Annotated in this window: 25 protein-coding genes; 11 read left to right on the forward strand and 14 right to left on the reverse strand. The window is 55.3% G+C overall.

The window, feature by feature from the left end:
• Positions 1-13 precede the first annotated feature (13 nt).
• The 3 genes from xylB (at position 14) to ACMHLI_RS11945 (ending at position 2,939) form a co-directional block, all read left to right on the forward strand.
• A complete protein-coding gene (gene xylB, locus ACMHLI_RS11935; RefSeq protein ID WP_413529659.1) occupies positions 14-1,465 on the forward strand; it encodes a xylulokinase in 1,452 nt (483 codons plus the stop codon).
• A gap of 381 nt (positions 1,466-1,846) precedes the next feature.
• The gene (locus ACMHLI_RS11940) at positions 1,847-2,251 is read left to right on the forward strand and encodes a CidA/LrgA family protein (protein WP_413529660.1); all 405 of its coding nucleotides are present in this window, start codon (positions 1,847-1,849) and stop codon (positions 2,249-2,251) included.
• Positions 2,244-2,939 (forward strand): CidB/LrgB family autolysis modulator, encoded by a 696-nt coding sequence (locus ACMHLI_RS11945; RefSeq protein WP_413529661.1) that lies wholly within the window; start codon positions 2,244-2,246, stop codon positions 2,937-2,939. The genes ACMHLI_RS11940 and ACMHLI_RS11945 overlap by 8 nt, the downstream gene beginning before the upstream one ends.
• A 300-nt stretch (positions 2,940-3,239) precedes the next feature.
• Here the strand turns inward: ACMHLI_RS11945 and flgL are convergent, their stop codons facing one another.
• The 11 genes from flgL to flgB form a co-directional block, all read right to left on the reverse strand.
• Complete coding sequence (flgL, locus tag ACMHLI_RS11950; protein WP_413529662.1) at positions 3,240-4,202, reverse strand: flagellar hook-associated protein FlgL; 963 nt, start codon at positions 4,200-4,202, stop codon at positions 3,240-3,242.
• Between the two features lie 63 nt (positions 4,203-4,265).
• Positions 4,266-5,918 carry a flagellar hook-associated protein FlgK gene (gene flgK / locus ACMHLI_RS11955; RefSeq protein WP_413529663.1) on the reverse strand — a complete coding sequence of 551 codons (1,653 nt, stop codon included), beginning with the start codon at positions 5,916-5,918 and terminating at the stop codon, positions 4,266-4,268.
• Positions 5,919-6,104: 186 nt separating this feature from the next.
• Positions 6,105-7,055 (reverse strand): flagellar assembly peptidoglycan hydrolase FlgJ, encoded by a 951-nt coding sequence (flgJ, locus tag ACMHLI_RS11960; protein ID WP_413529664.1) that lies wholly within the window; start codon positions 7,053-7,055, stop codon positions 6,105-6,107.
• Complete coding sequence (locus ACMHLI_RS11965; protein WP_056769751.1) at positions 7,055-8,161, reverse strand: flagellar basal body P-ring protein FlgI; 1,107 nt, start codon at positions 8,159-8,161, stop codon at positions 7,055-7,057. Before ACMHLI_RS11965 ends, flgJ begins: the two co-directional genes overlap by 1 nt.
• Positions 8,162-8,171: 10 nt before the next feature.
• A complete protein-coding gene (locus tag ACMHLI_RS11970; protein ID WP_112168163.1) occupies positions 8,172-8,888 on the reverse strand; it encodes a flagellar basal body L-ring protein FlgH in 717 nt (238 codons plus the stop codon).
• A gap of 98 nt (positions 8,889-8,986) precedes the next feature.
• Entirely contained in the window at positions 8,987-9,769 is a 783-nt protein-coding gene (gene flgG, locus ACMHLI_RS11975; protein WP_056769747.1) for a flagellar basal-body rod protein FlgG, read from the reverse strand.
• Between the two features lie 21 nt (positions 9,770-9,790).
• Positions 9,791-10,546: a flagellar basal body rod protein FlgF gene (locus tag ACMHLI_RS11980; RefSeq protein WP_413529665.1), complete on the reverse strand. Its 756-nt coding sequence runs from the start codon at positions 10,544-10,546 to the stop codon at positions 9,791-9,793.
• 29 nt (positions 10,547-10,575) lie between these two features.
• Positions 10,576-11,823, reverse strand: coding sequence for a flagellar hook protein FlgE (gene flgE, locus ACMHLI_RS11985; protein ID WP_413529666.1), 1,248 nt, complete (start codon positions 11,821-11,823; stop codon positions 10,576-10,578).
• A 178-nt stretch (positions 11,824-12,001) separates the two neighbouring features.
• Entirely contained in the window at positions 12,002-12,694 is a 693-nt protein-coding gene (gene flgD, locus ACMHLI_RS11990) for a flagellar hook assembly protein FlgD (protein WP_413529667.1), read from the reverse strand.
• A gap of 11 nt (positions 12,695-12,705) precedes the next feature.
• Positions 12,706-13,110: a flagellar basal body rod protein FlgC gene (flgC, locus tag ACMHLI_RS11995; protein WP_413529668.1), complete on the reverse strand. Its 405-nt coding sequence runs from the start codon at positions 13,108-13,110 to the stop codon at positions 12,706-12,708.
• Between the two features lie 6 nt (positions 13,111-13,116).
• Entirely contained in the window at positions 13,117-13,527 is a 411-nt protein-coding gene (flgB, locus tag ACMHLI_RS12000; protein ID WP_112168155.1) for a flagellar basal body rod protein FlgB, read from the reverse strand.
• A 176-nt stretch (positions 13,528-13,703) separates the two neighbouring features.
• Here flgB and flgA point away from each other — a divergent pair, with 176 nt between their 5' ends.
• From flgA to ACMHLI_RS12015, 3 genes are all read left to right on the forward strand, one after another.
• Positions 13,704-14,429 (forward strand): flagellar basal body P-ring formation chaperone FlgA, encoded by a 726-nt coding sequence (gene flgA, locus ACMHLI_RS12005; RefSeq protein WP_413529669.1) that lies wholly within the window; start codon positions 13,704-13,706, stop codon positions 14,427-14,429.
• A gap of 194 nt (positions 14,430-14,623) precedes the next feature.
• A complete protein-coding gene (gene flgM, locus ACMHLI_RS12010) occupies positions 14,624-14,926 on the forward strand; it encodes a flagellar biosynthesis anti-sigma factor FlgM (protein ID WP_413529670.1) in 303 nt (100 codons plus the stop codon).
• A 21-nt stretch (positions 14,927-14,947) separates the two neighbouring features.
• A complete protein-coding gene (locus tag ACMHLI_RS12015; RefSeq protein WP_413529671.1) occupies positions 14,948-15,385 on the forward strand; it encodes a flagella synthesis protein FlgN in 438 nt (145 codons plus the stop codon).
• A 195-nt stretch (positions 15,386-15,580) separates the two neighbouring features.
• Here the strand turns inward: ACMHLI_RS12015 and ACMHLI_RS12020 are convergent, their stop codons facing one another.
• Entirely contained in the window at positions 15,581-15,883 is a 303-nt protein-coding gene (locus tag ACMHLI_RS12020; protein ID WP_413529672.1) for a helix-turn-helix domain-containing protein, read from the reverse strand.
• On the reverse strand, positions 15,876-16,235 hold the full coding sequence (locus ACMHLI_RS12025; RefSeq protein WP_413529673.1) for a type II toxin-antitoxin system RelE/ParE family toxin: 360 nt from the start codon (positions 16,233-16,235) through the stop codon (positions 15,876-15,878). The genes ACMHLI_RS12020 and ACMHLI_RS12025 overlap by 8 nt, the downstream gene beginning before the upstream one ends.
• A gap of 234 nt (positions 16,236-16,469) precedes the next feature.
• Between ACMHLI_RS12025 and dapF the strand changes: the two genes are divergently transcribed.
• From dapF to aroQ, 5 genes are all read left to right on the forward strand, one after another.
• Entirely contained in the window at positions 16,470-17,309 is an 840-nt protein-coding gene (gene dapF, locus ACMHLI_RS12030) for a diaminopimelate epimerase (RefSeq protein ID WP_413529674.1), read from the forward strand.
• Between the two features lie 326 nt (positions 17,310-17,635).
• Positions 17,636-19,015, forward strand: a complete 1,380-nt coding sequence (locus ACMHLI_RS12035; protein WP_413529675.1) for an MFS transporter — start codon at positions 17,636-17,638, stop codon at positions 19,013-19,015.
• A gap of 91 nt (positions 19,016-19,106) precedes the next feature.
• Complete coding sequence (locus tag ACMHLI_RS12040) at positions 19,107-20,369, forward strand: gallate dioxygenase (RefSeq protein WP_413529676.1); 1,263 nt, start codon at positions 19,107-19,109, stop codon at positions 20,367-20,369.
• Positions 20,366-21,202, forward strand: coding sequence for an amidohydrolase family protein (locus ACMHLI_RS12045; protein ID WP_413529677.1), 837 nt, complete (start codon positions 20,366-20,368; stop codon positions 21,200-21,202). Before ACMHLI_RS12040 ends, ACMHLI_RS12045 begins: the two co-directional genes overlap by 4 nt.
• Positions 21,203-21,217: 15 nt before the next feature.
• The gene (gene aroQ / locus ACMHLI_RS12050; protein ID WP_413529678.1) at positions 21,218-21,658 is read left to right on the forward strand and encodes a type II 3-dehydroquinate dehydratase; all 441 of its coding nucleotides are present in this window, start codon (positions 21,218-21,220) and stop codon (positions 21,656-21,658) included.
• Here aroQ and ACMHLI_RS12055 read toward each other — a convergent pair.
• Positions 21,627-22,898: a LysR family transcriptional regulator gene (locus ACMHLI_RS12055; RefSeq protein WP_413529679.1), complete on the reverse strand. Its 1,272-nt coding sequence runs from the start codon at positions 22,896-22,898 to the stop codon at positions 21,627-21,629. The genes aroQ and ACMHLI_RS12055 overlap by 32 nt on opposite strands.
• Positions 22,899-22,900 lie beyond the last annotated feature (2 nt).

The raw sequence follows: 22,900 nt of genomic DNA on the forward strand, positions 1-22,900 counted from the left end.
AAAGGAACCTGGTATGTATCTTGGTATAGATCTCGGCACCTCTGGCGTTAAAGCCATTTTACTCAGCGAAGAGGGTCAGGTGGTGGCCAGCCACAGTGAGGCGTTAACCCTTTCCCGTCCGCACCCTTTGTGGTCAGAACAAAATCCCGCTGACTGGTGGAGCGCCACTGAGAAAGCTGTTATGGCCCTGACGCAGCATCACGCATTAAAGCAGGTAAAAGCGGTGGGTATCACTGGTCAGATGCATGGCGCAACCGTGCTGGATTCGCAACAAAACGTATTACGTCCCGCGATCCTCTGGAACGATGGCCGCAGTTTTAGCCAGTGCCAGCAGTTGGAAGCCGCGGTGCCGGACTCACGTGACATCACCGGTAACCTGATGATGCCCGGTTTTACCGCCCCGAAATTACAGTGGCTACGAGAGAACGAGCCGGAGCTTTTCGCCAAAATCGACAAGGTATTATTGCCAAAAGATTACCTGCGCTGGCTGATGACGGGCGTTTTCGCCAGCGATATGTCCGATGCTGCTGGCACAATGTGGCTGGACGTCGCCAAACGTGACTGGAGCGACAGTCTGCTCGCCGCCACTGGCCTGACACGTCAGCACATGCCCGCGTTGTTCGAAGGCAATCAAATCACCGGTCAGCTGTTACCGGAACTGGCCGCCCGCTGGGGGATGGATTGTGTCCCGGTTATCGCGGGCGGTGGTGATAACGCTGCCGGTGCTGTGGGCGTCGGCCTGTACAAGACCGGCCAGGCAATGCTGTCGCTCGGTACATCGGGGGTTTACTTCGCGGTCAGTGACGGTTTCCTGAGTAATCCGCAGCAGGCAGTACACAGTTTCTGCCATGCGTTGCCTGACACCTGGCATCTGATGTCGGTGATGCTCAGCGCCGCCTCCTGTCTTGACTGGGCTGCGAATCTCACCGGTACAGCATCCGTTGGCGAGTTAATCGGTCTGGCTGAGAATACCCCACCGGCGGATTCACCGGTCTGGTTCCTGCCGTATCTGTCCGGCGAACGCACGCCGCACAATAACCCTAATGCCAAGGGTACCCTTTTCGGCCTGACCCACCAGCACGGCCCGGCCGACATCGCCCGCGCAGTACTTGAAGGGGTCGGTTTCGCCCTCGCCGACGGTATGGACGTGTTACATGCCACCGGCCTGAAACCACACAGTATTACGCTCATCGGCGGCGGTGCCCGCAGCCCTTACTGGCGCCAAATGCTGGCGGACATCAGTGGCCTGACGCTGGAGTACCGCACCGGTGGTGACGTCGGACCCGCGCTAGGTGCCGCGAGGTTAGCGCAAATTGCGGTGAATCCGGGGAGCCCGCTGGAGCAATTCCTGCCGGAGCTGGCGCTTGAACAAGTGCATCAGCCTGATGCGGAGAGACATACGGTCTATGTGGAGCGGCGGAAGGTATTTCGGGAATTGTATCAACGCCTTGAGGATTTGATGTAAGCCAAATCGGGCTTGATGTGATCTCGGTTGTACCGAGGGCTTGCGAAGGTCGACGCTGGGAGGGGTATCGCTGGCATTATATTTGTTAAAGCACACGTCAACTTTTTCATTTGTCCCTAATACCCCACTCCAGCCCTCCCCTTCGCAGGGGAGTGAGCCGAACGAGTCTTCAACAGGCCGTTTGTTTTTCTCATTCTAAGCCGGTGACCTTGAAGTTGAAGTTGAATTCCCCCCACCCCGATGCCCGGTTTAACATCATTTTCCCCGCGCCAAGCGCCCCCCTATGGAATACACTTCATTCCTAAATTTCATACTGAGTTATGTGGCACAGATCACATCTTAATTGTATGATGAATGCATCATTCAACTGGGTGAAACACCATGAGCAACGTAGTATCTCTGGCATTTCAATATATTCGGGCGTTTATTCTGATATATCTGTGTTTATCTGCAGGTAACGCGATTTCGTCGCTTTTGCCCCTTACTATTCCCGGCAGCATCATCGGGATGCTGATTCTGTTTTGCCTGCTCTCAACGCAAATTCTGCCGTTTAAATGGGTGAAACCCGGTTGCAACGTGCTTATCCGCTACATGGCATTATTGTTTGTTCCAATAGGCGTCGGTGTCATGAATTACTACGAACAACTGCGCACGCAGTTTGGCCCGCTGGTGGTGTCTTGCCTGGTCAGTACTTTGATTGTGCTGCTGGTAGTCGCCTATTGCTCTCACTATATTCACGGGGATCGCGGCACTGTTAAGGGGAAAGCGGAGGATAAAAATGATTGATATTCTGTGGTCACTGCCGCTCACGCTATTGGTCTTTTTCGCCACCCGCAAGCTGGCAATCAGGCTGAAAATGCCACTGCTGAACCCGTTACTGATGTCGATGGTGGTGATCATTCCTCTGCTGCTGGTGACCCATATCCCCTACGCACGCTACTTTGCGGGCAGCAAAATTCTCAATGACCTTCTGCAACCCGCCGTTGTGGCGCTGGCGTTCCCGCTGTACGAGCAACTTCATCAAATCCGCGCACGCTGGAAATCGATCATCAGCATCTGTTTTATCGGCAGCGTAGTGGCGATGGTCACCGGAACGGCGATTGCATTATGGATGGGGGCAACGCCGCAGATCGCCGCATCAGTCTTACCGAAATCCGTCACCACGCCGATTGCGATGGCGACAGCACAATCCATTAACGGTATTCCGGCGATCAGTGCAGTGTGCGTAATATTCGTGGGTATTCTCGGCGCGGTATTCGGCCACAGTATTCTCAACGTGCTAAAAATCACTACCAAAGCCTCTCGCGGCCTGGCGATGGGTACCGCCTCGCACGCACTCGGTACCGCACGTTGCGCCGAAATGGATTATCAGGAAGGCGCATTCAGTTCACTGGCGCTGGTGATTTGCGGGATCATCACTTCCCTTCTCGCCCCGTTCCTGTTCCCCGTCCTTCTCGCCATGTTTGGTCATTAAAAAACGTACTCATCTTCCCCTAAATAGTTCGTGCGGGATCAAGGCGGCAACTGAGCGAATCCCCGGGAGCATACATAAAGTATGTGACCGGGGTTCGCGAAGGAAGCCAACGCTGAGCCAGTACGAAATATGACGGGGAAAGGAAAAAGTGTATGTCGTCCAACCTTAGAAAGACGACATACAAAACTGAAAGTACCCGGTTTAAGTACAGTCAGAAAAAGGCCTGCATACACGCTTTGAAAGCCGGTATGCAGTCGATAACGAAGAAGAGAAGTCTTGCGCAAAGGCGCGCAGGAGGGATTACGAATTCATCTGGAACAGTGACATGCCCTGCATGGCGCTGTAAGTCTTGTAAGAAGCCTGAAGCGCAACCTGTTGCAGCGTGTAGGTCGAAATCGCTGACGTCCAGTCAGTGTCCACTAAATCACTCAGCTTACTGGCGTTAGTCACTTCACGGTTATCACCGAGCGTGTCCAGCGTGTCCAGCTCACTCATCTGCGTACCCAGTTCAGAGCGCACAGACAAGACGTTGTTCAGCGAGTTACTCAGGCCACGGTTGGCTTTACCAATCGCGTCAGTGTATTCGGTGTCGGTCGCGTAATCGGCAGACGGCGTTTTCAGTGCTTTCAGCGCGCCGTCGATGGTCTTGAAAAGATCGGCTTCGCTGGCGGTGCCATCGGGCTCGGCTTTCGCATCACCGGTCAACGTCTGGAAGACTGCATTGCCGGTATGGTTGATGGTCATGGTACGGCTGGCATCAACCTGCTGGGTGATCGCCGTCGTACCGCCACTGTAGGTCACTGCGCCCGTCGTCGCGTCTTGCGTAAAGGGCGGCGTATCGCTTTTATAACCGGCAAAAATGTAGCGGCCGTTACCGTCGGTGCTGTTCGCCATATTCAGGATCTGGGACTTCAGACTTTCCAGTTTAGTCGCCAGTGAAGAGCGGTCATCATCACTCAGTGAACCGTCACCGGCCTGAACGATCAGCGTCTGCGCGTCCTGAATGGATGACGTCACGCTGGACAGGATGGATTCTTCCTGACTCATGCTCTGATTGGCGAAGGTCCGCGCTACAGAATACTGGCTGTTCTGAGCAGATGCCTGACGAACCAGCACGGCCTGAGAAGCCGCCAGCGGATCGTCTGAAGGCTTACTGACTTTGGAACCGGTCGAAAGCTGTAAACCTGTTGCCTGAAAACGGTTCTGACCATCCAGCACCGCATCCATATTTTGTGTGTAAATCATATTGGTACTAAGGCGCATGGCATCAGTTCCTTATCAGTTCGAATAGTTCTTTCTCAATACCTAATACGTCATTCTCAGGTATTAACGAAGGTTGATGATCGCGTCGAAAATCGTCGAAGCCGTCTGCACGACCTGCGCGTTCGCCAGATAATATTGCTGGTAACGTTGCAGATCGCCGTATTCCTCATCGAGGTTAACCCCGGAGATAGACTGCTGCTGTGAGGTCAGCTGCGTCACGATGTTGGCCTGCGCGGTGCTGGTGGTAGTCAGCGTGCTGACCTGATTACCCACGTTGCTCACCAGGCTGGCGTAGGCGCCGGTCAGGGTGGATTTTCCATCTACCAGTTTGGCGGTTTGCAGGTTCAGCAATTTCTGGGCATTGGTGTTATCGCTGACGCCGCTGTCTGCCGCGCCTGCTGCGGCGATCAAAGATGAATCGCTGATAGCAACATTCAGGCTGCCCGCCACATTACTGACGGTTTTGAGCGTAAAGCTGTCTTTAGTCGAAGGCGTTCCAGTGACGGAAACGGCCAGACCATCGAAGTTGAGGGTCGCATTACCGCTGGCATCTGTGCCTGCGGTCGGGCTGATTTTTGCCCCGTCAGATACACGGGTCACATCCCAGCCGGTGCCGTTATACGCCATGGTGTAATCACTGGCTTTCACCGCGGTGGTGTCGGTATAAGCCACGCTGACATTGGCGGTACCGGTGTTCTTCACGTTGCCAACGGTGGTTGCACCGGTGAAAGAGAAGAAGTCAGTCCCGGCGTCACCGTTGAGATCAAAACCGGCTTTGTTGGTGCTGTTAAAACTGTCGGCCATGCTCAGCGCCAGCTGGCCTAACTGATTGATGGCAGGCTCAAGGTTATCTTTACGAAATGCCAGCGTTCCGCCGAGTGACCCGGTAGTCAGGCGGCTTTCCTGAAGTTCTGTCACAGTGCCATCTGGCTGAGTCATGCCCACGGTCAGCTTGGTCGGATCTGCGCTGGAGGCCATTGCCACGACAGTTTTTGCATTGCCGCCGTTGACTAATGGCATGCCGTTGGCAAAGGAGACGTTGTAAGTATCGCCATCCTGCTGTGTCACGACCACGCCGCTGATGTCGTTGAGCTGGCTGACCAATTGATCGCGCTGATCGAGCAGCGCATTAGGCTCCTGACCGGTGCTGCCACGGGTGGCGGTGATCTGGTTGTTCAGTTTGGCAATCTGCGAGGCGTAGGTGTTGATCTGATCAACGTTCTGCGAAATCTGCTGGTTCACCGCAGTGTTCATGTCGTTGAGGTATTTCGCCGAACTATTGAACTGTGCAGTTAAGCCCTGCGCTTCCCCTAAAACAGCCTGGCGCGCGGCACTGTCGCTGGCGTTGCTGGTCAGGGTTTGCAGGCCTTTGAAGAAGGTTGCCATGGTCGCATCGATACCGGTGGAGCTGTCGCCCAGTAAGTCATCGATAGAGCTGGCCTGATCGAGCTGGGTGGATAACGCGCTGCTGGTTGCGCTGGAGCCCAGCAACTGTTTCACCACAAAAGAGTTGTATTCGCGATTCACGCCAGTGACCGTTACGCCGTTACCGATGTAACCCGCGCCCGTCGCCGTGCCATTGCTCTGATTGATGATCGTTGTCTGACGGTTGTACCCGGCGACGCTGACGTTAGCGATGTTGTTTCCGACGGTGCTGAGCGCGGCCTGCGCTGCGTTCAGTCCGCTCATTGCGGTATTGATTAAGCTACTGGACATGAGTGACCTTCTGGCTGCCGGTGTAAAAGTTTACCGCCGGATAAGTAAAGGGGTCGGGTCGGGGTGTAACCCTTTTCCCATATTGATCTGGTTATCGGCGTGTGGTGCGAAAACTTGAGAAAAAAATGGCAACCGCTTCAAACTTTTTTACTGCCTGAGAGGAGGTTGCCATTTTAAACGCGTGTATCAGAAAATATCTTTGAGATCATGGCTGTAGGCTTTCACCGCCTGCTCACCCGCGCCTTTGATTTTCTGGATCACGCTGACCAGTTTATCGGCGTAATTCGGGTCAGTGGCGTAGCCTGCTTTTTGCAACGCATGTGCTGCCTGTTCTGGCGTACTGGCCGAGGCTACCTGCGCATAACGCGGGTTGTTGGTCAGCAGTTTGATGTAGTCGCTGATGGCTTCCACATACGAGCCGTATACACGGAAACTGGCCTGGACTTTTTTCGCTACGCCGTTGGTGTATTCAGTGGTGGTGATGTTGGTGGTCGGGCCATCCCAGCTGCTGCCGGCTTTTATACCAAACAGGTTAAAGCTGCGTTTGCCATCGCTGGTCGGAATTTCGCGCTGCCCCCAGCCGGATTCCAGCGCGGCCTGCGCCATGATCAGCTGGTGCGGAATGCCGCTGTCTTTACTGGCGACCTGCGCCGGAATACTTAGGTTGGAGACGAACTGACCGCTGTCCTGAGATAACGGCGCGCCGCCGGTGGTGCGGTCCGGTGCCGTCGGGATGGCTTTACGCAAATACTGTTCCATTGCCTGAATCGGCAGGGTTTTCAGCACTTCGTTATCCAGCGCCATCGGCACGGTACCCGCCAGTTCCGATGGTTGTTTGGTGCCGCCGGTAAGCTGTTCGACCATCATGTCCGCCATGCCCAACCCTTTGTTGGACATGTCCTGTGCAATTTGCTGATCGTACATCGATGTATAAAGCTTGGTTTGTTCGTTGCTCAGCAGCCCGCCTTCCGGCAACGCCTGACGCATACTTTTGAGCATCATCTGCACGAACACCCCTTCAAACTGTTTCGCCACTTCTTTAATGTGCGCCTGCGGATCCAGCGACACATCCCGCTTCAGCTTGTTCAGGGACTGCGTGTCATACGCTGCCCCGGACATCGACATCAGATCGCTCATCAGATAATTTCCAAATCAGCACGCAGGCAACCGGCTGTTTTCATGGCCTGCAAAATAGACATCAGATCGATGGGCGTCGCCCCTAACGCGTTCAGCGTACGGACAACGTTGTTCAGGCTGGCGCTGGAGCGTACCTGCTGGATCGACCCGCCGGACTGACGCACGGAAATATTGGTGTTAGGTGTCACCACCGTCTGTCCCCCACCGAACGGCGTGTTCGGCTGGCTGACATCGTTCTGACGATCGACCACCACGGAGAGATTGCCCTGCGCGACCGCACAGCTGTCGAGCGTCACGTCGCGGTTCATGACAACAGAACCGGTACGGGAGTTAATGATGACTTTCGCATCCATCGGCCCGACGTTGACTTCGATGTTTTGGATCTGCGCCAAAATGCGCACCTGCGAAACATTACCGCGCGGCACCACAATCTGAATATTGCGCGAATCCAGCGCGGAGGCCACACCCATGCCCTGACGGTTAATCGCATCGCTGACCTGCTGGGCAAGGTTAAAGTCTTCGTCGTTAAGTTGCAGGCTGATCACGCCTTCGGTGCCGAAGGTGCTGGGCAGTTCGCGTTCAATGGTTGCGCCACCGGTGATACGTCCGCCGGAAACCTGGTTTACCGTCACACTGCTGCCGCCGGCAGAGGCTCCGGCACCGCCGACCAGCACGTTACCTTGTGCCAGCGCGTAGACCTGATTATCGACCCCTTTCATTGGGGTCATCAGCAAGGTGCCGCCGCGAATACTTTTGGCGTTACCCATGGAAGAGACCACCACATCGATGGCCTGCCCGGCGCGGGAGAACGGCGGCATTTTAGCGGTGACCATCACCGCCGCGACGTTTTTCAACTGCATGTTGGTGCCCGCCGGCACGGTGATGCCCAGCTGGGATAACATGTTGGTCAGCGTCTGTGTGGTGAACGGCGTCTGCGTGGTCTGGTCACCCGTCCCGTCGAGGCCGACGACCAAACCGTAACCGATCAGGGCGTTATCACGCACGCCCTGAACCGTGGTCAGATCACGAATACGATCGGCGGATGCGGGCAGTATCACCAGGGCGGACATCGCCAGACAGAAGATACCGGAAAGAATTTTTCGCATGATTGCCTCGTTATAACGGCGATAAGTTTAAGAAGAACCGCTGCAACCAGCCCATGTTCTGCGCTTCGTTGATGTAGCCATTCCCTACGTACTCGATACGCGCATCCGCCACCTGCGTGGAGACCACCGCATTCGCACCGCTGATGGTGCGCGGGTTGACCACACCGGAGAACCGGATGAATTCGGTTCCCTGATTAATTTCGATTTGTTTCTCACCGACAACCTTCAGGTTGCCGTTTGCCAGCACTTCGCTGACCGTGACGGTTAATGTTCCGGTAAAGCTGTTGTTGGCGGCAGCGCCACCTTTGCCAGCGAAGGTGTTATCGCCGGAGGTATCCACCGCGGCGCGGGCATTGCCAAACAGCCCTTCCAGATAGCGCGGCGTGGTATCAAAGCCAAACTTGGTTGACCCGTTGCGGCTGGCGTTCGCCGAGGAGCTTTTGCTCGCACTGACGTTTTCCTGCAACACGATGGTCAGGGTGTCGCCGATATTGCGCGGACGACGGTCTTCGAACAAAGGCTGATAACCATAGTTCATCGGCTGAACTGACTGGAAAATCGAACCGTTAGGAACCGGCGGTGCGGCGGGCGCAGGGGCCGCTGTGGTCGTGCCTGGCACCAGCGGGGTGTGCGGAAAATACGCGCAACCGTTCGCCAGTAACGTCACTAACAGCGGCAGCACCAGCTTGCCTGGTCGGTTTACAAGAGAAGTCTTTACCGACGTTATTTTTTTGGTCACCACAGTTATCGCCTTAAAAAAATCGACCTGACAGGAATCAGAAACCGTACAGGACAGGAGCATGTAAGCCCCCGTCCTCTCATACATTACAGCTGCGAAAGTTTCTGCAGCATTTCGTCCGAGGTGGACACTGCTTTACTGTTGATTTCATACGCACGTTGCGTCTGGATCATGTTGACCAGCTCTTCCGCCACGTTGACGTTAGAGGTTTCAACATAGCCCTGATACAACAGGCCAGCGCCGTTCAGGCCCGGCGTACTTTCTGTCGGTGCGCCGGAGCTTTGCGTTTCCTGGTACAGGTTTTCACCCATCGATTCCAGGCCGCTGTTATTGATAAAGGTGCTCAGGGTTAACTGACCGACCTGCTGCGCCGCAGTCTGTCCCTGTTGAGTGACGCTGACGATCCCGTCGCGACCCACGGTCATGCTCAGGGCGTTGGTCGGGATGGTGATCGCAGGAATAACCTGATAGCCGCTGGAGGTCACCAGCTGACCGTTCTGATCAACCTGGAAAGAACCGTCGCGGGTGTAGGCGGTGGTGCCATCAGGCAGTTGTACCTGGAAGAACCCCTCACCTTTTACGGCGATGTCTTTACTGTTGCTGGTCTGCGACAGGTTACCCTGCGAGAACAGACGTTCAGTAGACACAGGGCGCACACCGGTCCCGATCTGCAAACCCGAAGGCAGGTTAGTCTGTTCGGACGACTGCGCACCCGGCTGGCGGATTGTCTGGTACAGCAAATCTTCGAATACCGCACGCTGGCGTTTAAAGCCGTTGGTGCTGACGTTCGCCAGGTTGTTGGCGATGACGTCCATGTTGGTCTGCTGGGCATCCAGACCGGTTTTCGCGATATAAAGCGATGGGATCATGTCGTTACTCCTCTGCCATCATCAGGTCAGTGACAGCAGATTATTGGCACGTTGTTCATTTTCATCGACGCTGTGGATGACTTTCATCTGCATCTCAAAGCGGCGGGCGTTAGCTATCATGTCAACCATGGTTTCGACCGGCTGCACGTTACTGCCTTCGAGCGTTCCGGGCATAACGTGAATGGTCGGATCGGCTTGAAGCGCATTACCACGGGCCTGTGCGGTTTCCGGCGTCAGGCGGAACATGCCGTCATCGCCTCGCGTGACTTCACTGCCAGTGGCTTTAACCAGTTTCAGTTTACCGAGCTGACCCATGGTGTTCGGGTCAGCGCCGGCTTCCAGCACAGCAATCGTGCCGTCCGCAGAGATGGTCAGCTGCGAATTTGGCGGCACTTCGATTGGCCCGTTGTCACCCATCACCGGATGACCTTGTACGGTCAGCTGATTAGCGGGTGACACCTGCATGTCACCGTTACGGGTATACGCTTCAGAGCCATCAGGCATCTGCACCGCCAGGAAACCATCCTGCTGTAAGGCCACATCCAGCGGACGGCCCGTGTAGTTAAGCTTCCCCTGCGACATGTCTGCGCCCGGCGTAGACGCCGTGACCAGTGTGCGGGTGTCCAGACTTTGGCCATCCACCGGCACCGCGCGCATGGCTAAAAGCTGTGCACGAAATCCCGGTGTGGAGGCGTTAGCCAGGTTACTTGACGTGACCGACTGCTGAACCAGCGTCTGGCTGGCTGCGCCCATCGCGGTGTAGATAGCGTGATCCATAGTGCTGCCCTATCGAGTTTTATCGCGCGTTAGCGCAGGTTAACCAGCGTGTTCAGGATGGAGTCCTGAGTTTTGATGGTTTGCGCATTCGACTGATAGTTACGCTGAGCAACGATCATATTGACCAGTTCAGCACTCAGATCGACGTTGGATGATTCCAGCGCGCCACTGGTGATGCTGGCGAAGCCACCTTCGCTGGCGATGCCGTTAACGGCCTGACCAGAAGAAGATGTCGCGGTCCAGACGTTATCACCTTCAGATTTCAGACCTTCCGGGTTAGAGAAGGAGCTCAGCACGATCTGGCCGAGCAGCTGGGTTTTCTGGTTGGAGTACGTGCCAGTGATGGTGCCGTCGTTGTTGATGGTGTAACCGGTCATCTGACCCGCTGCGTAACCATCCTGTGTCAGGGAACCGATGCTGTTGCTGCCGGTGCTCTGCTGGATACTGCCGGTGAAATCCAGTGCAACCGTTTGTGGAGAAACAGCGCCGTTGGCGGTGTTGTTCATCGGCAACGTCAGGCTCAGGCCTGTCTGCACAGAACCGTCGGCTGCGTTAGTGCTGGTCAGCGCGCCGCTTGAGCTGAAGTTCAGCGTACCAATTTTACCGGCGGTAGAACCGGTAACGCTGCCATCCTGAGAGTAAACGTCCCAGCTATTGGCAACCGTCGAAGACTTCACGAAGTACACGTTGTTATCGTGCGCGTTACCCAGTGAGTCATACGTCGTGATGCTGTTGACGTAGTTGTAGCTGGTGTCATCACTGCTGTTGAATGTGGCCGTTTTGGGTGCGGTGTCCGTAGAATTCAGGTTCGCTACCATGGTGCCACCGACGGTGGATTTGGCGCTCATCATGGTCGTTGGCACGCTCAGTGCAACAGGCTGTGCGCCCGCAGCGATGGTCGGCGGTGTCCCTGTGGCCGGGAAACCGGTCACGCTCAGACCCTGCATGTTCACCAGATTACGGTTCGCATCAAGGGAAAGCTGACCGTTTCGGGAGTAATACACGGTGCCGCTGCTGTCGGCCAAACGGAAGAAACCGTTACCGCTCAGTGCAACGTCCAGACCACGGGATGTCGTGGTGGTGGTGCCGTCATTAAAGTTTTGTGTGACTGCGGCGACTTTAACGCCCATCCCCGTTTGTGAACCGGCGAACATATCGGCAAAAGACGCGGTCGCGGTTTTGAAACCGACGGTCGCGGAGTTAGCGATGTTGTTACCGATCACGTCCAGGTTGGACGATGCTGCGCTCAGGCCACTGACTGCTTGCGAAAAGCTCATGTTAGCTCCAGTTTACTGTGTAGTGTTTATGCATCTTTAGCTCCTCCCCTGCGAAGAGGCGTCTTTGGCTCCCTGCCCTGCGAAAGGGAGGGTTGGGGTGGGATATGAATGGCAATTATGGCGCCGCCAGTGATACCCCCTCCCCGCCTCCCCCTTCACAGAGGGAGGAGCAAAACGATTACAAAATCTGTCTGACCTGATCGACTGTCGTCGTTCCACGCACACCGAGATCCAGCGAGGTGCCGGTCGTGTTGTTGATCACGCCGTTTACCAGTGCATAGTTCAGCGGCGTTGCCACCATTTGCTGATTGTTATTCAACGCATTGATGCTGAAGGAATAGCTGCCGTTCGGGGCTTTGGTGCCGTCGTCCTGCGTGCCATCCCAGGTATAGCTGTGGACACCGGCAGTCTGGGAACCCAGGCTGATAGTCTTCACGGCTTTGCCGGTGGAATCGGTAATGGTAGCCGTGACGTTGTCCGCGGCGCTTTCCAGCTCCAGACCAAAAGGTGTGGTGCTGACCGTGCCGTCAGTATCACTACCGACCAAAATGGTGCTGCCGGAAACCATCACACCGTGGCCGATCAGGGAACTTGCCTGAATCGAGGAGCCGCTGGTGATTTGTCCGGAAATGCTGCCCAGTGTTGTGTTGAGTTTTTCAATACCGCTCACGGTACTGATTTGCGCCAACTGGGTGGTCAGCTGGCTGTTATCCATCGGATTGGTGGGATCCTGGTTTTTCAGCTGCGCCACCAGCAAGGTCAGGAAACTGCTGGATAAATCATCGGCCGAACTTCCGCTGGTCGTGGACGTCGCGCTGGCCGCCGCAATGGTGTTATCCGTGGTGTCGTTAATCGACGTGGTAATTGCCATGGTTCGCTCCGCTATTGACCCAGAGTGAGAGTTTTCATCATCAACGACTTGGTGGTGTTAAGCACCTCGACGTTGGCCTGATAACTGCGGGAAGCGGAGATGGTGTTCACCATTTCGCTGACCACATCTACGTTTGGCATCTGTACATAGCCTTTGGCATCCGCCATCGGATTACCCGGCTCATACACCATGCGCATCGGCGCCGGATCATCGACGACCTGCGCCACTTTCACCCCGCCGGTTTCCTGACCGGGTGCGGCATTGACCTGAAACACCACCTGTTTGGCCCGATAAGGCTGGCCATCGGGACCGGTGACGCTGTCGGCGTTGGCCATGTTACTGGCGCTGACGTTCAGACGCTGAGACTGCGCAGCGAGCGCAGAACCGGCGATATCAAAAATACCCAACATCGACATATGAAATTATCCTTGCAACACGGACATCATCGATTTGACCTGTCCGCCAAGGACGGTCAGATCAGTCTGATAGCGCACGCTGTTATCGGCAAAGTTGGTACGTTCACGGTCCATATCGACTGTGTTACCGTCCGCCGAAGGTTGGTCCGGGATCCGGTACATCAAATCCATATCGGCTGCCTGAGCGTTCGATGCCGGAATGTGGCGGTCAGAGGTCAGTGACAAAGACATACCGCTGCCACTGGCGCGGCCTTGCTCCATCACTTTCTGTAACTGACTGGCGAAATCAATATCGCGCGCCTGATACCCTGGGGTATCGGCGTTGGCGATATTGGCTGAAAGTATTTCTTGCCGCTGGGCGCGCAGGTTGAGCGCTTCCTGTTGGAACTGTAGTGCGGCGTTCAATTTGTCGAGCATGCGCCCTCCGCAAAATGAGATTTTGGAGCCGACAGCATAATTGCGGGTGTCAATAACCTATCGTCTGAATAAGCGCAAAATCGGGCGCTATTTGTTCCTTTAGGAATTGAAAAGTGCGGGTAGACTTGTCGCCAGTAGACTTATGGCCCGCCGACTGGCACAAGGATAAATCGCGAATGAGCAGACTGATGATGGGACGCTGCCGCTTCATACTGACCTGCATGCTTCTGGGTGCGACAGTCAGTGCGGGCAGTTATGCGCAAAATGCACCGGTGAAAACCGTGCCCGCTCAGATCAATAGCGATACACTGCTCGCCAGCCAGCTACAGCAGTTCTTCCGTCAGCAATACGCAGACAGCGGAATGCAGGTTTCTGTGCAGGTCACCACACCGGTGGCACGTCAGCCCCAGTGCCTCGCGCCGCAGTTTATGCTTTCGCCGAACGGCCGCACCTGGGGCAATGTGTCGGTGGCGGTAAACTGCAACGGAAAGAAAAGCTACGTGCAGACCAAAGTGCAGGTGAGCGGAACTTACTGGGTGGCGGCGAAAAATGTGCCTGCCGGTGCGCACCTTGCCCAAACAGATATGCAGCAGAAGACCGGACGGCTGGATCTTCTGCCGCAAAAAGCGATTTTAGACAGCAAGCAGGCGCTTAACGGCGTGACCCTGCGCAACATCAACATCGGTCAGCCGCTGACGCTCTCGATGCTGCGCCGTCCGTGGATGGTTCACGCCGGGCAGGAAGTGCAGGTGCAGGCGACGGGCAGTGGCTTCAACGTGTCCAGCGCTGGCAAGGCCATGAACAATGCAGCAGCAAATGAATCCGTCCGGATCAGGATGCCTTCAGGCGTGATAGTCAATGGTACGGTGGGTTCCGACGGGGCTGTCACAGTGGAAATTTAGTGATGAATCGTCACTTTTTCGGCAATAAAGGCTAAAGTTATTCCTCCATATGTCGATAACACACGTATCAGAGTCGTCACACGACGGCATTTTTAGGGTGTTGACCCTAACTTATTGTCCTGAACAGTTCGTGCTTCGCGAAGCCATCGCACCTGCAACGTGAAGTATGACGGGCAATTACCGGAGAAAAAATTATGGCTATTGATCGTACTCAAGGCGTTTCGCCTCTCAGCCCGATCCAACAACGCGATCCTTCTGAAACATCTGTACAGAACGCGCGTAAAGAAGACACCGTTTCCAGCACCAAGACCAGCGGTACCGCAGTGACGTTAAGCGATGCACAAACCTCGCTCACCCAGTCAAGTGCGCAGGATATTAATACAGCCCGTGTAGACGAGCTGAAGCAGGCGATCCGTGATGGCAAACTGACTATGGACACGGGCAAAATTGCCGATGCCCTGTTGCAAGACACACAGGATTATCTCAAAGATTTTTAAGTTGAAAGGTAATTAGGCACGATGAAGAACTTTATCAAGACCATGACTACCCTGGTTGAAACGTTGCAAGCGCTGGATCAAGTGATTAATCACGAACAAACGATACTGTGCTCAGGCCGCGTTAACGGAGCGGCCCTGCAACATATCACCGAGCAGAAAAGCTCATTGCTGGCCACGGTAGACTATCTTGATAAACAACGCCGTCAGCACGACGAACGCCTGAAACAAACCGCCCCCTACTCGCGTCAGCCAGAAATCGCCGCGATGTGGAAGCAGGTGGTGCAGATGACCACCAAACTGAGTCAGATCAACCGGCACAACGGATTACTGCTGGGTAAACAGATCGACTACAACACTGAGGCTCTCGCGATCCTCAATGCCAGTCAGTCGCAGAAATTCTATGGTGCGAACGGGCTGGAGACGGTGACGGGACAAAGTGTCCGTAAGATCTCCGTCTGATTTCAGACTAAACGGGTCTGAGTGCCTTGTGCTCGGATCGAGAACGTTTTCTGCGACAAAATTTATGGCGTGCAATCCCCCCCCGGCCTCCCCTTCGCAGGGGAGGTGCAAAGCAAACCCTTACCGTTTTTTCTCCCCCAGGTCGGTGTGGCCGATGCCCACTGTTTTAACGTTATCAACGTCAAAACTGTTCTTTTAAACGGCAAATTCCATATGTTTACCATCAGGCAATTCGACATTGAGTCGTAGTTTACCGCCCATCGCTTCGATATAGCGTTTCATGGTGGAGAGCTTGATGTCGTTTCCGCGTTGTTCAATAGCGACAACGGAGGGTTGGCTGATACCCATCGCTTTCGCCACTTCGGCTTGTGACATAGCCAATTGCTCGCGAAGTGCCTGAAGGCGCACTTCAAGTAGCATCTCTTCCGCCATGCGGGTAATACGTTCCTGACTTTCCGGCGAACGCTCTGCCATTAACTGCTTAAGATTCTTAGCCATGATCTGATCCTTGTGGCTGTTGCAGATGCTCCAGATAAGCCTGATCGGCTACTCTTAACATCCGCTGATAAAAGAGTTTTTCATTTCCTTCTTTCTTCGCGGCGCAGAGAATAATTGCCTGACGAAAGGGGTCAAAGGCAAAAAACGCCCTGAAAGGATTTCCCTTATGCTGTACGCGCAATTCTTTCATGTGCATATAAGCGGATTCATACACTGTATCAACCAGTGGCCTTCCCACCTTCGGGCCACCGATACTTAACGCCAACATACCTGCCAGTAACTTCTCCTGCGTCTTAATATCTTGCTGTTCAAACCACATATCGAAAATTGCTGTCGTGAGTACTGGCCACATAACTCATCATCCTTGTATAGACTATAATCTATAAATCGTACTCTACAAAGTGATAAAAAAATAAGCGTAAAAGCGATTTACACAGACTTGCAGATGAAATTACGAGACAACTTCCATAATGTGCCCCTCAAGGAAGAGCTGGCCTGGTTCAACCAGTCAAAATTAAGCTGACAAATTGGCGGTTTACGATTAAAGCTATTCATAACAATGATAAATTGGCCGGGAGCCATCACTATGATTTTCCACCGCTATCACGGACTGGGTAACGATTACCTGGTCTGCCATCACAGCGTCGCAAGCGCGCTTTCCGGCAAACAAATCCAGCGCATCTGCGATCGCCATTACGGCATCGGTTCCGACGGTTTGCTGATCGATTTCGATGACGCCGAAATCCCTGTATTACGAATCATTAATCCCGACGATTCCGAGGCCGAGAAAAGTGGCAACGGGCTGCGCATTTATGCCCGTTATCTGTTTGATATTGGCCGCGTCGGCCATCAGCCATTTCTGGTCAATACGTCAGGCGGTCAGGTCAGATGCGAAGTGACCGAAGGCGCACATCAGGTGATCGTCGATATGGGGCAGGCAAAGTTTGCGCCGTCGGCGTTACCGGCAAGCGTCGAAGGTGATGAAGCGCTTGCGCTGCCGCTGGTAGTGGGCGGCCACACGCTCAGCGCCACGCTGGTGTCGATGGGAAATCCACATTGCGTCATTCTGGTAGAGAAACTGGATTTAACTCTTGTGAAGCAGCTCGGTGCGGAAATAGAAACGCTGGCGATTTTCCCTAAACGCACCAACGTACAATTCGTGGAAGTGCTGGATCGCAGCAATATCAGTATCGGTATCTGGGAGCGCGGGGCGGGATATACGCTGGCATCCGGCAGCAGCAGTTGTGCGGCAGCCAGCGCGATGCGCAAACTCGGGCTGGTGGATGAAAACGTCACGGTGCATATGCCGGGCGGCCAGCTGACGATCCGCTTCAGCGGTGATTTTCAGGTGAATATGCGCGGTCCGGTGCAGAAAATCGCTACCCTCACACTCGATGACGACTGCTTCTGGGATATGCCTGGCTGAGTGATTTGACGTTATTTACGCCCTCTGTGATTTCCCTTCTTTCAAAATCTTATCGCCGACGGCAGCCTGCCTGCCGTTCTTTCAGAAACGCTGACATAAACAAAACTCATACCTGCATAATGATTTTATGGCAGACAGCGCCGTTTGCAGCCCCTAAGTTGGTAATCTGGAAGTGCGGCAATGACAAGTCAAATCATTGTTTAATAAATAAAATAATTTTAATAAAACCCCACCACGGGTCTGCGACGTGCCCCGCCTGCCGGTGGAATTATTCTCAAAGTTTTAATCCGATCACATATTAATAAAAAAAACAGAGAGCGTACCCTATGAGCAACAACACCATCGTGGATGTCAAAACGTGGATAGACGAACGCCCGATATCGAAATATCAATGGGTGGTTCTGTCGCTGTGTTTCATCATCATTATGTTCGACGGCTATGACGCCGCGGTGATGGGTTTTATCGCCCCGGCGCTGATTGAAGACTGGGGCATCAGCCGCGCAGAGATGGGGCCGATCCTTGGCGCCGCCATGTTTGGAGTAGCGATTGGTGCGCTGATCGCCGGGCCGAACGCCGACCGCTTCGGGCGCAAACGCGTGCTGATGTGGTCGATTTTGTGTTTCGCACTCTTCAGCCTGCTGAGCACCTTCGCGCGTACGCCGATGGAAATGGCCGTGCTGCGTTTTCTCACCGGCCTGGGATTAGGCGCGGTGATGCCTAATACCGTGACGCTGGTTTCCGAATACATGCCGGAGCGCCGTCGCAGCCTGATGATCACCGTTATGTACAGCGGTTTTAATGTCGGCTCCGGCGCGGGCGGTTTCATCGCCGCAGGGCTGTTGCCGGATTACGGCTGGAAAGCGGTAATTTTTGCTGGCGGGATTTTGCCGCTGCTGATGCTGCCCTTGTTGATGTGGATCCTGCCGGAGTCGGCCATGTACATGGTGGTGCGCAACGTCGCCAAAGAAAAGATCGCCAAAGTACTGACCCGCGCCGGTGGCATTTTCAGCGCCAACACCAAATTTGTGCTCAAAACGCCGGTCATTCAGAAAAAAGCCAAAGTCTTCCAGCTGTTCACCAATGGCTATGCCAAAGGGACCGTCGTGCTGTGGGTGACCTATTTCATGGGGCTGTTCGTGATTTACCTGCTCAACGGCTGGCTGCCGACCATTATGCGTAACAGCGGATTTTCGCTGGAGCGCGCAGCGATTGTCGCCGGTCTGTTCCAGCTGGGTGGTACCTTCGGCGGCCTGATGGTCGGCGGGCTGATGGATCGATTCACCGCAAAACGCGTGATCGCCGGTTTCTACATGATGGGCATGGTGAGTTTGCTGTCACAGGGCATCGGTAACTTTGGCCCGGACGTTCTCGCCCTGCTGGTCTTCATCAGCGGCGTATGTATTAACGGCGCACAAACAGGGTTACAGGCATTTTCACCGGCCTTCTATCCGACCGAGATGCGCGCCACCGGCGTCTGCTGGATGCACGGCATTGGCCGCAGCGGCGCGATCATCAGCTCCTCGATGGGGGGCATTCTGCTGGGTGTCTTCTCCGGCGAAAACATGATCTTCATGATTCTGGCACTGCCTGCCCTGCTGGCTGGCCTGAGCATTCTTTTACATCGTGCGGCGCACCCGGCCGAGACGCTCAAGGGGGTTGATATTACTGACATCCCGGAGTTGTCGCGCACCATGAATGTCCGCTAATCTCTGGATTAGCCTTCTGATAATTAGACCGAAACATTACTCACGCGGCTTATGCACCGCGCTTACCCTACATCAGTATTAAGGATTGAAGATGGCTAAGATCATAGGCGGTTTAGCAGTTTCACATACCCCGACCATCGGTTTCGCCGTGGATCACAACAAACAGGAAGAGAGCGCCTGGGCGCCGATTTTTGAAGGCTTTGCGCCGATGCAGGAATGGCTGGAAGAGAAGAAACCCGACGTCCTGGTCTACATTTTTAACGACCATGTCACCTCTTTCTTTTTCGATCACTATTCAGCTTTCACATTAGGCATCGACGATCATTATGAGGTTGCCGATGAAGGCGGCGGCCCGCGTGATTTACCACCGGTAAAAGGCCACGCGGCGCTGTCGCAGCACATTGGTGCCAGCCTGATGGCGGACGAATTCGACATGTCGTTCTTCCAGGATAAGCCGCTGGATCACGGCCTGTTTTCGCCGCTTTCAGCCCTGTTGCCACATGATGGCGGCTGGCCGACGCAAATTGTCCCCCTGCAAATCGGCGTGTTGCAGTTCCCTATTCCCACCGCCCGCCGTTGTTACAAGCTCGGTCAGGCACTGCGCCGCGCCATTGAAAGTTTCCCGGAAGATTTAAATGTGGCGATTGTCGCCACCGGCGGCGTTTCTCATCAGGTGCACGGCGAGCGCTGCGGCTTTAACAATCCGGACTGGGACGAGCAGTTTGTCGATATGATTGTCAACGATCCGGAGCGGCTGACCGAAATGACGCTGGCGGAATTCGCCACGCTCGGCGGAATGGAAGGCGCGGAAGTGATCATGTGGCTGGTGATGCGCGGTGCGCTGTCGGCCAACGTGAAGAAAACCCATCAGGCCTATTACCTGCCGTCGATGACCGGCATCGCGACGCTTATCCTTGAAAATCAGTCCCGCGAAGCGCCGTTTGACGTGCATCAGCGCCAGCGCGACAAAATTGCGCAACAGCTGGCAGGCGTGGAAAAACTGCCCGGCACCTATCCGTTTACGCAGGCGCGGAGCCTCAAAGCCCTGCGCATCAACCGGTTCCTGCATCGCCTGATCCAGCCCGCGTGGCGCGAACGTTTCCTTACCGATCAGAACGCTATGTTTGCCGAAAACAAACTCACCGATACCGAGCAAAAACTCCTGCGCGAACTGGACTGGCGCGGCATGATCCATTACGGCGTCAGTTTCTTCCTGCTGGAAAAACTCGGCGCGGTCGTCGGCGTTTCCAACTTACATATCTACTCCGCGATGCGCGGCGAAACGCTGGAAGAATTCCAGAAAACCCGCAATCAGCAAGTTCTCTATTCAGTCGCAGGTAAAGCGAAAGCATGACGATATTTGAGCAACCTAAAATCGACACCCATCATCACGTGTTTGATCCGGCGCGCTTCCCGTACCTTCCGGACACACCTTACCGTCCGGAAGGGCACGAGATTGGCACTGCCGATTATTACCGCGCGGTGATGCAGGCGTATAACATCCGTCATTCACTGATTGTCGGTCCGACGTCCGGTTATAACACCGACTGCGCCTGTCTGCTGGATGCGCTGGAAAAAGGTAACGGGCGTTTCAAAGGCATCGCGGTGGTGCCTTTTGATATCACGCAGGACCGGCTTGCGCACCTGAAGCAGGCCGGTGTGGTGGGAATTGCGATGAACGTCGCGATGCTTGGCACGCAGCCGTTTTTGCATCTCGACCGGCTGATGGGTGACCTCGCCGAACTCGACCTGTTCGCCGCCATTCAGGTGCAGGACGATCAGCTGCTGGCGCTGCTGCCGCTGATTAACCGCACGCGAACGCGGCTGCTGATCGACCATTCCGGCCGCCCGGATGTGTCGCAAGGCCTGCAACAACCGGCGTTTCAGGCGCTGCTCAGGCTGGCCTCACAGCAACGCACCTGGGTAAAACTCTCGGGATTGTCGAAGTTTAGCCGCCAGCCGTTTCCTTATCAGGACGGCCACGCGTATCAGCACGCGCTGCTCGACGCCTTTGGCGCCGGGCACTGCATGTGGGGATCCGACTGGCCGTTTCTGCGCGCCGAACACCGGATGGATCTCGGTACGTTGCTGATTCTGGTGGAACAACTGTTTCCCGATGAAAAGACCCGACACCAGATCTTGTGGCAAACGCCGAAAGACCTGTTTGGCTTCAAAGATTACGCATAACGATAAGGGATGATAATGAGCTATAAAATTGCCGTCTTTAACGGCCCCAACCTGAACCTGCTTGGCACCCGCGAGCCGGAAACTTACGGTCACGACACGCTGGCGACCATCGAAAAACTTTGTCACCAGACCGGCGAAAGCTGCGGCGCGGTCATCGAATTTTTCCAGACCAACCATGAAGGCGAGATGATTGACCGCATTCAGGCCTGCCGTGGCAAAGTGGATGCGATTGTCCTCAACGCTGCCGCGTGGACGCACACTTCCGTCGCCATCCGCGATGCGGTGACCGCCGTCAGCCTGCCGCTGTATGAAGTGCACATCACCAACGTTCACAAGCGCGATGCGTTCCGCCACCACTCGTTTCTTTCCGACGTCTCCGTCGGCGTGATTTGCGGGTTCGGCATTCAGGGATATGAATATGCTGTCAGGCAGGCGGTGGTGAATTTGAGTAAGTGATTAACTCCCTGTCCCGCGAAGGTGTGGAGCAACAAACCCGTCTGATCTCTGCCACTAACGCCTCGGCGGCAGGTGAAAGCAGACTTCCGGCGCGGTAGGTCAGGCCGATGGCGCGATGCGTATCGGCCAGATCCAGCGGCAGTTGCACCAGTTCACCGGACGCCAGTTCGTGCTCCAGCTGGCGCGCAGACACCGCCGCCAGCATGTCGGATCCGAGCAGTAATCCGCGCACAATGCCCAGATCGCCGCTTTCCACCACCGGATCCGGCGGCGGAATATCCATCGCGGCAAAACTGTTATCCAGCAACCGTCGCGCCGGCGTTTCAGCACGCGGCAGCACCCAGCGCGCTTCGCGTAAATCCTCACAGTTCACCTCTTCCGCCAGCAACGGATGCCCCCTTCTGGCCAGAATCACCATGCTTTCGGTGAACAACGTTTCGGTCACCATATCCGCCGCATAATCGCTTGAGCGCAGCGCACCGAAGATAAAATCCACTTCGCCAGAACGCAGTTCGGAGGCCAGTGCGCTGAATGCGCTTTCGTTAGTCACCACTTTCACGCCGCCGTAGCGCTGCGTCAGGCCGATGATCGCCTGCGGCAACAACCGCGTGCGTCCGAGCGGCAACGCCCCGACCTGCACGGTGCCTTCCAGCACGCCGCGCCGGGCGGCAATGTCCGCCGGAATATGCCGAAGCTCGTTCAGCGCACGACGCAGATTGGGCACGATGTCCTGCCCCGCCAGCGACGGCATCATGCCGTGCGGCGTGCGTTCGAGCAGTGCCATGCCCGCGCCGTTTTCCAGCACTTTCAGCGCCGCGCTGACCGCCGGCTGGCTTAGGCCCAGCAGCGTCGCGACCGTCTGCATATGGCGTGTTTTGCACAGGGAGATAAAAATTTGCAGTCGGCGGACGTTGAACAGATACAACGGCTCAGTTTCGCTGCGCGTCTGCCCCGCTTTGCCGTGAAGTTTCGCCAGCTGCGCCGGGATCAAATGCAGCTCGGCGATCGCCCGTCGCGCGCGCGGTAATACGCATTTGCCGAAATCGGTCAGCAGCATGCCGTTGGCATGGCGCTCAAACAGCGGCACTTCCAGCGCCTGCTCCAGGTCACGGATCGCCCGGGTCACCGCCGACTGTGTGCGGTAAAGTTCATCGGCCGCACGCGATACGCTGCCCTGATCGACCACCTGACAAAAGGCCCGTATTTGCATCAGGTTACTCAACATCTCAGCTTGCGCCATCC

The organism is Rahnella inusitata (assembly GCF_965118895.1).
Lineage (GTDB): Bacteria > Pseudomonadota > Gammaproteobacteria > Enterobacterales > Enterobacteriaceae > Rahnella > Rahnella inusitata_A.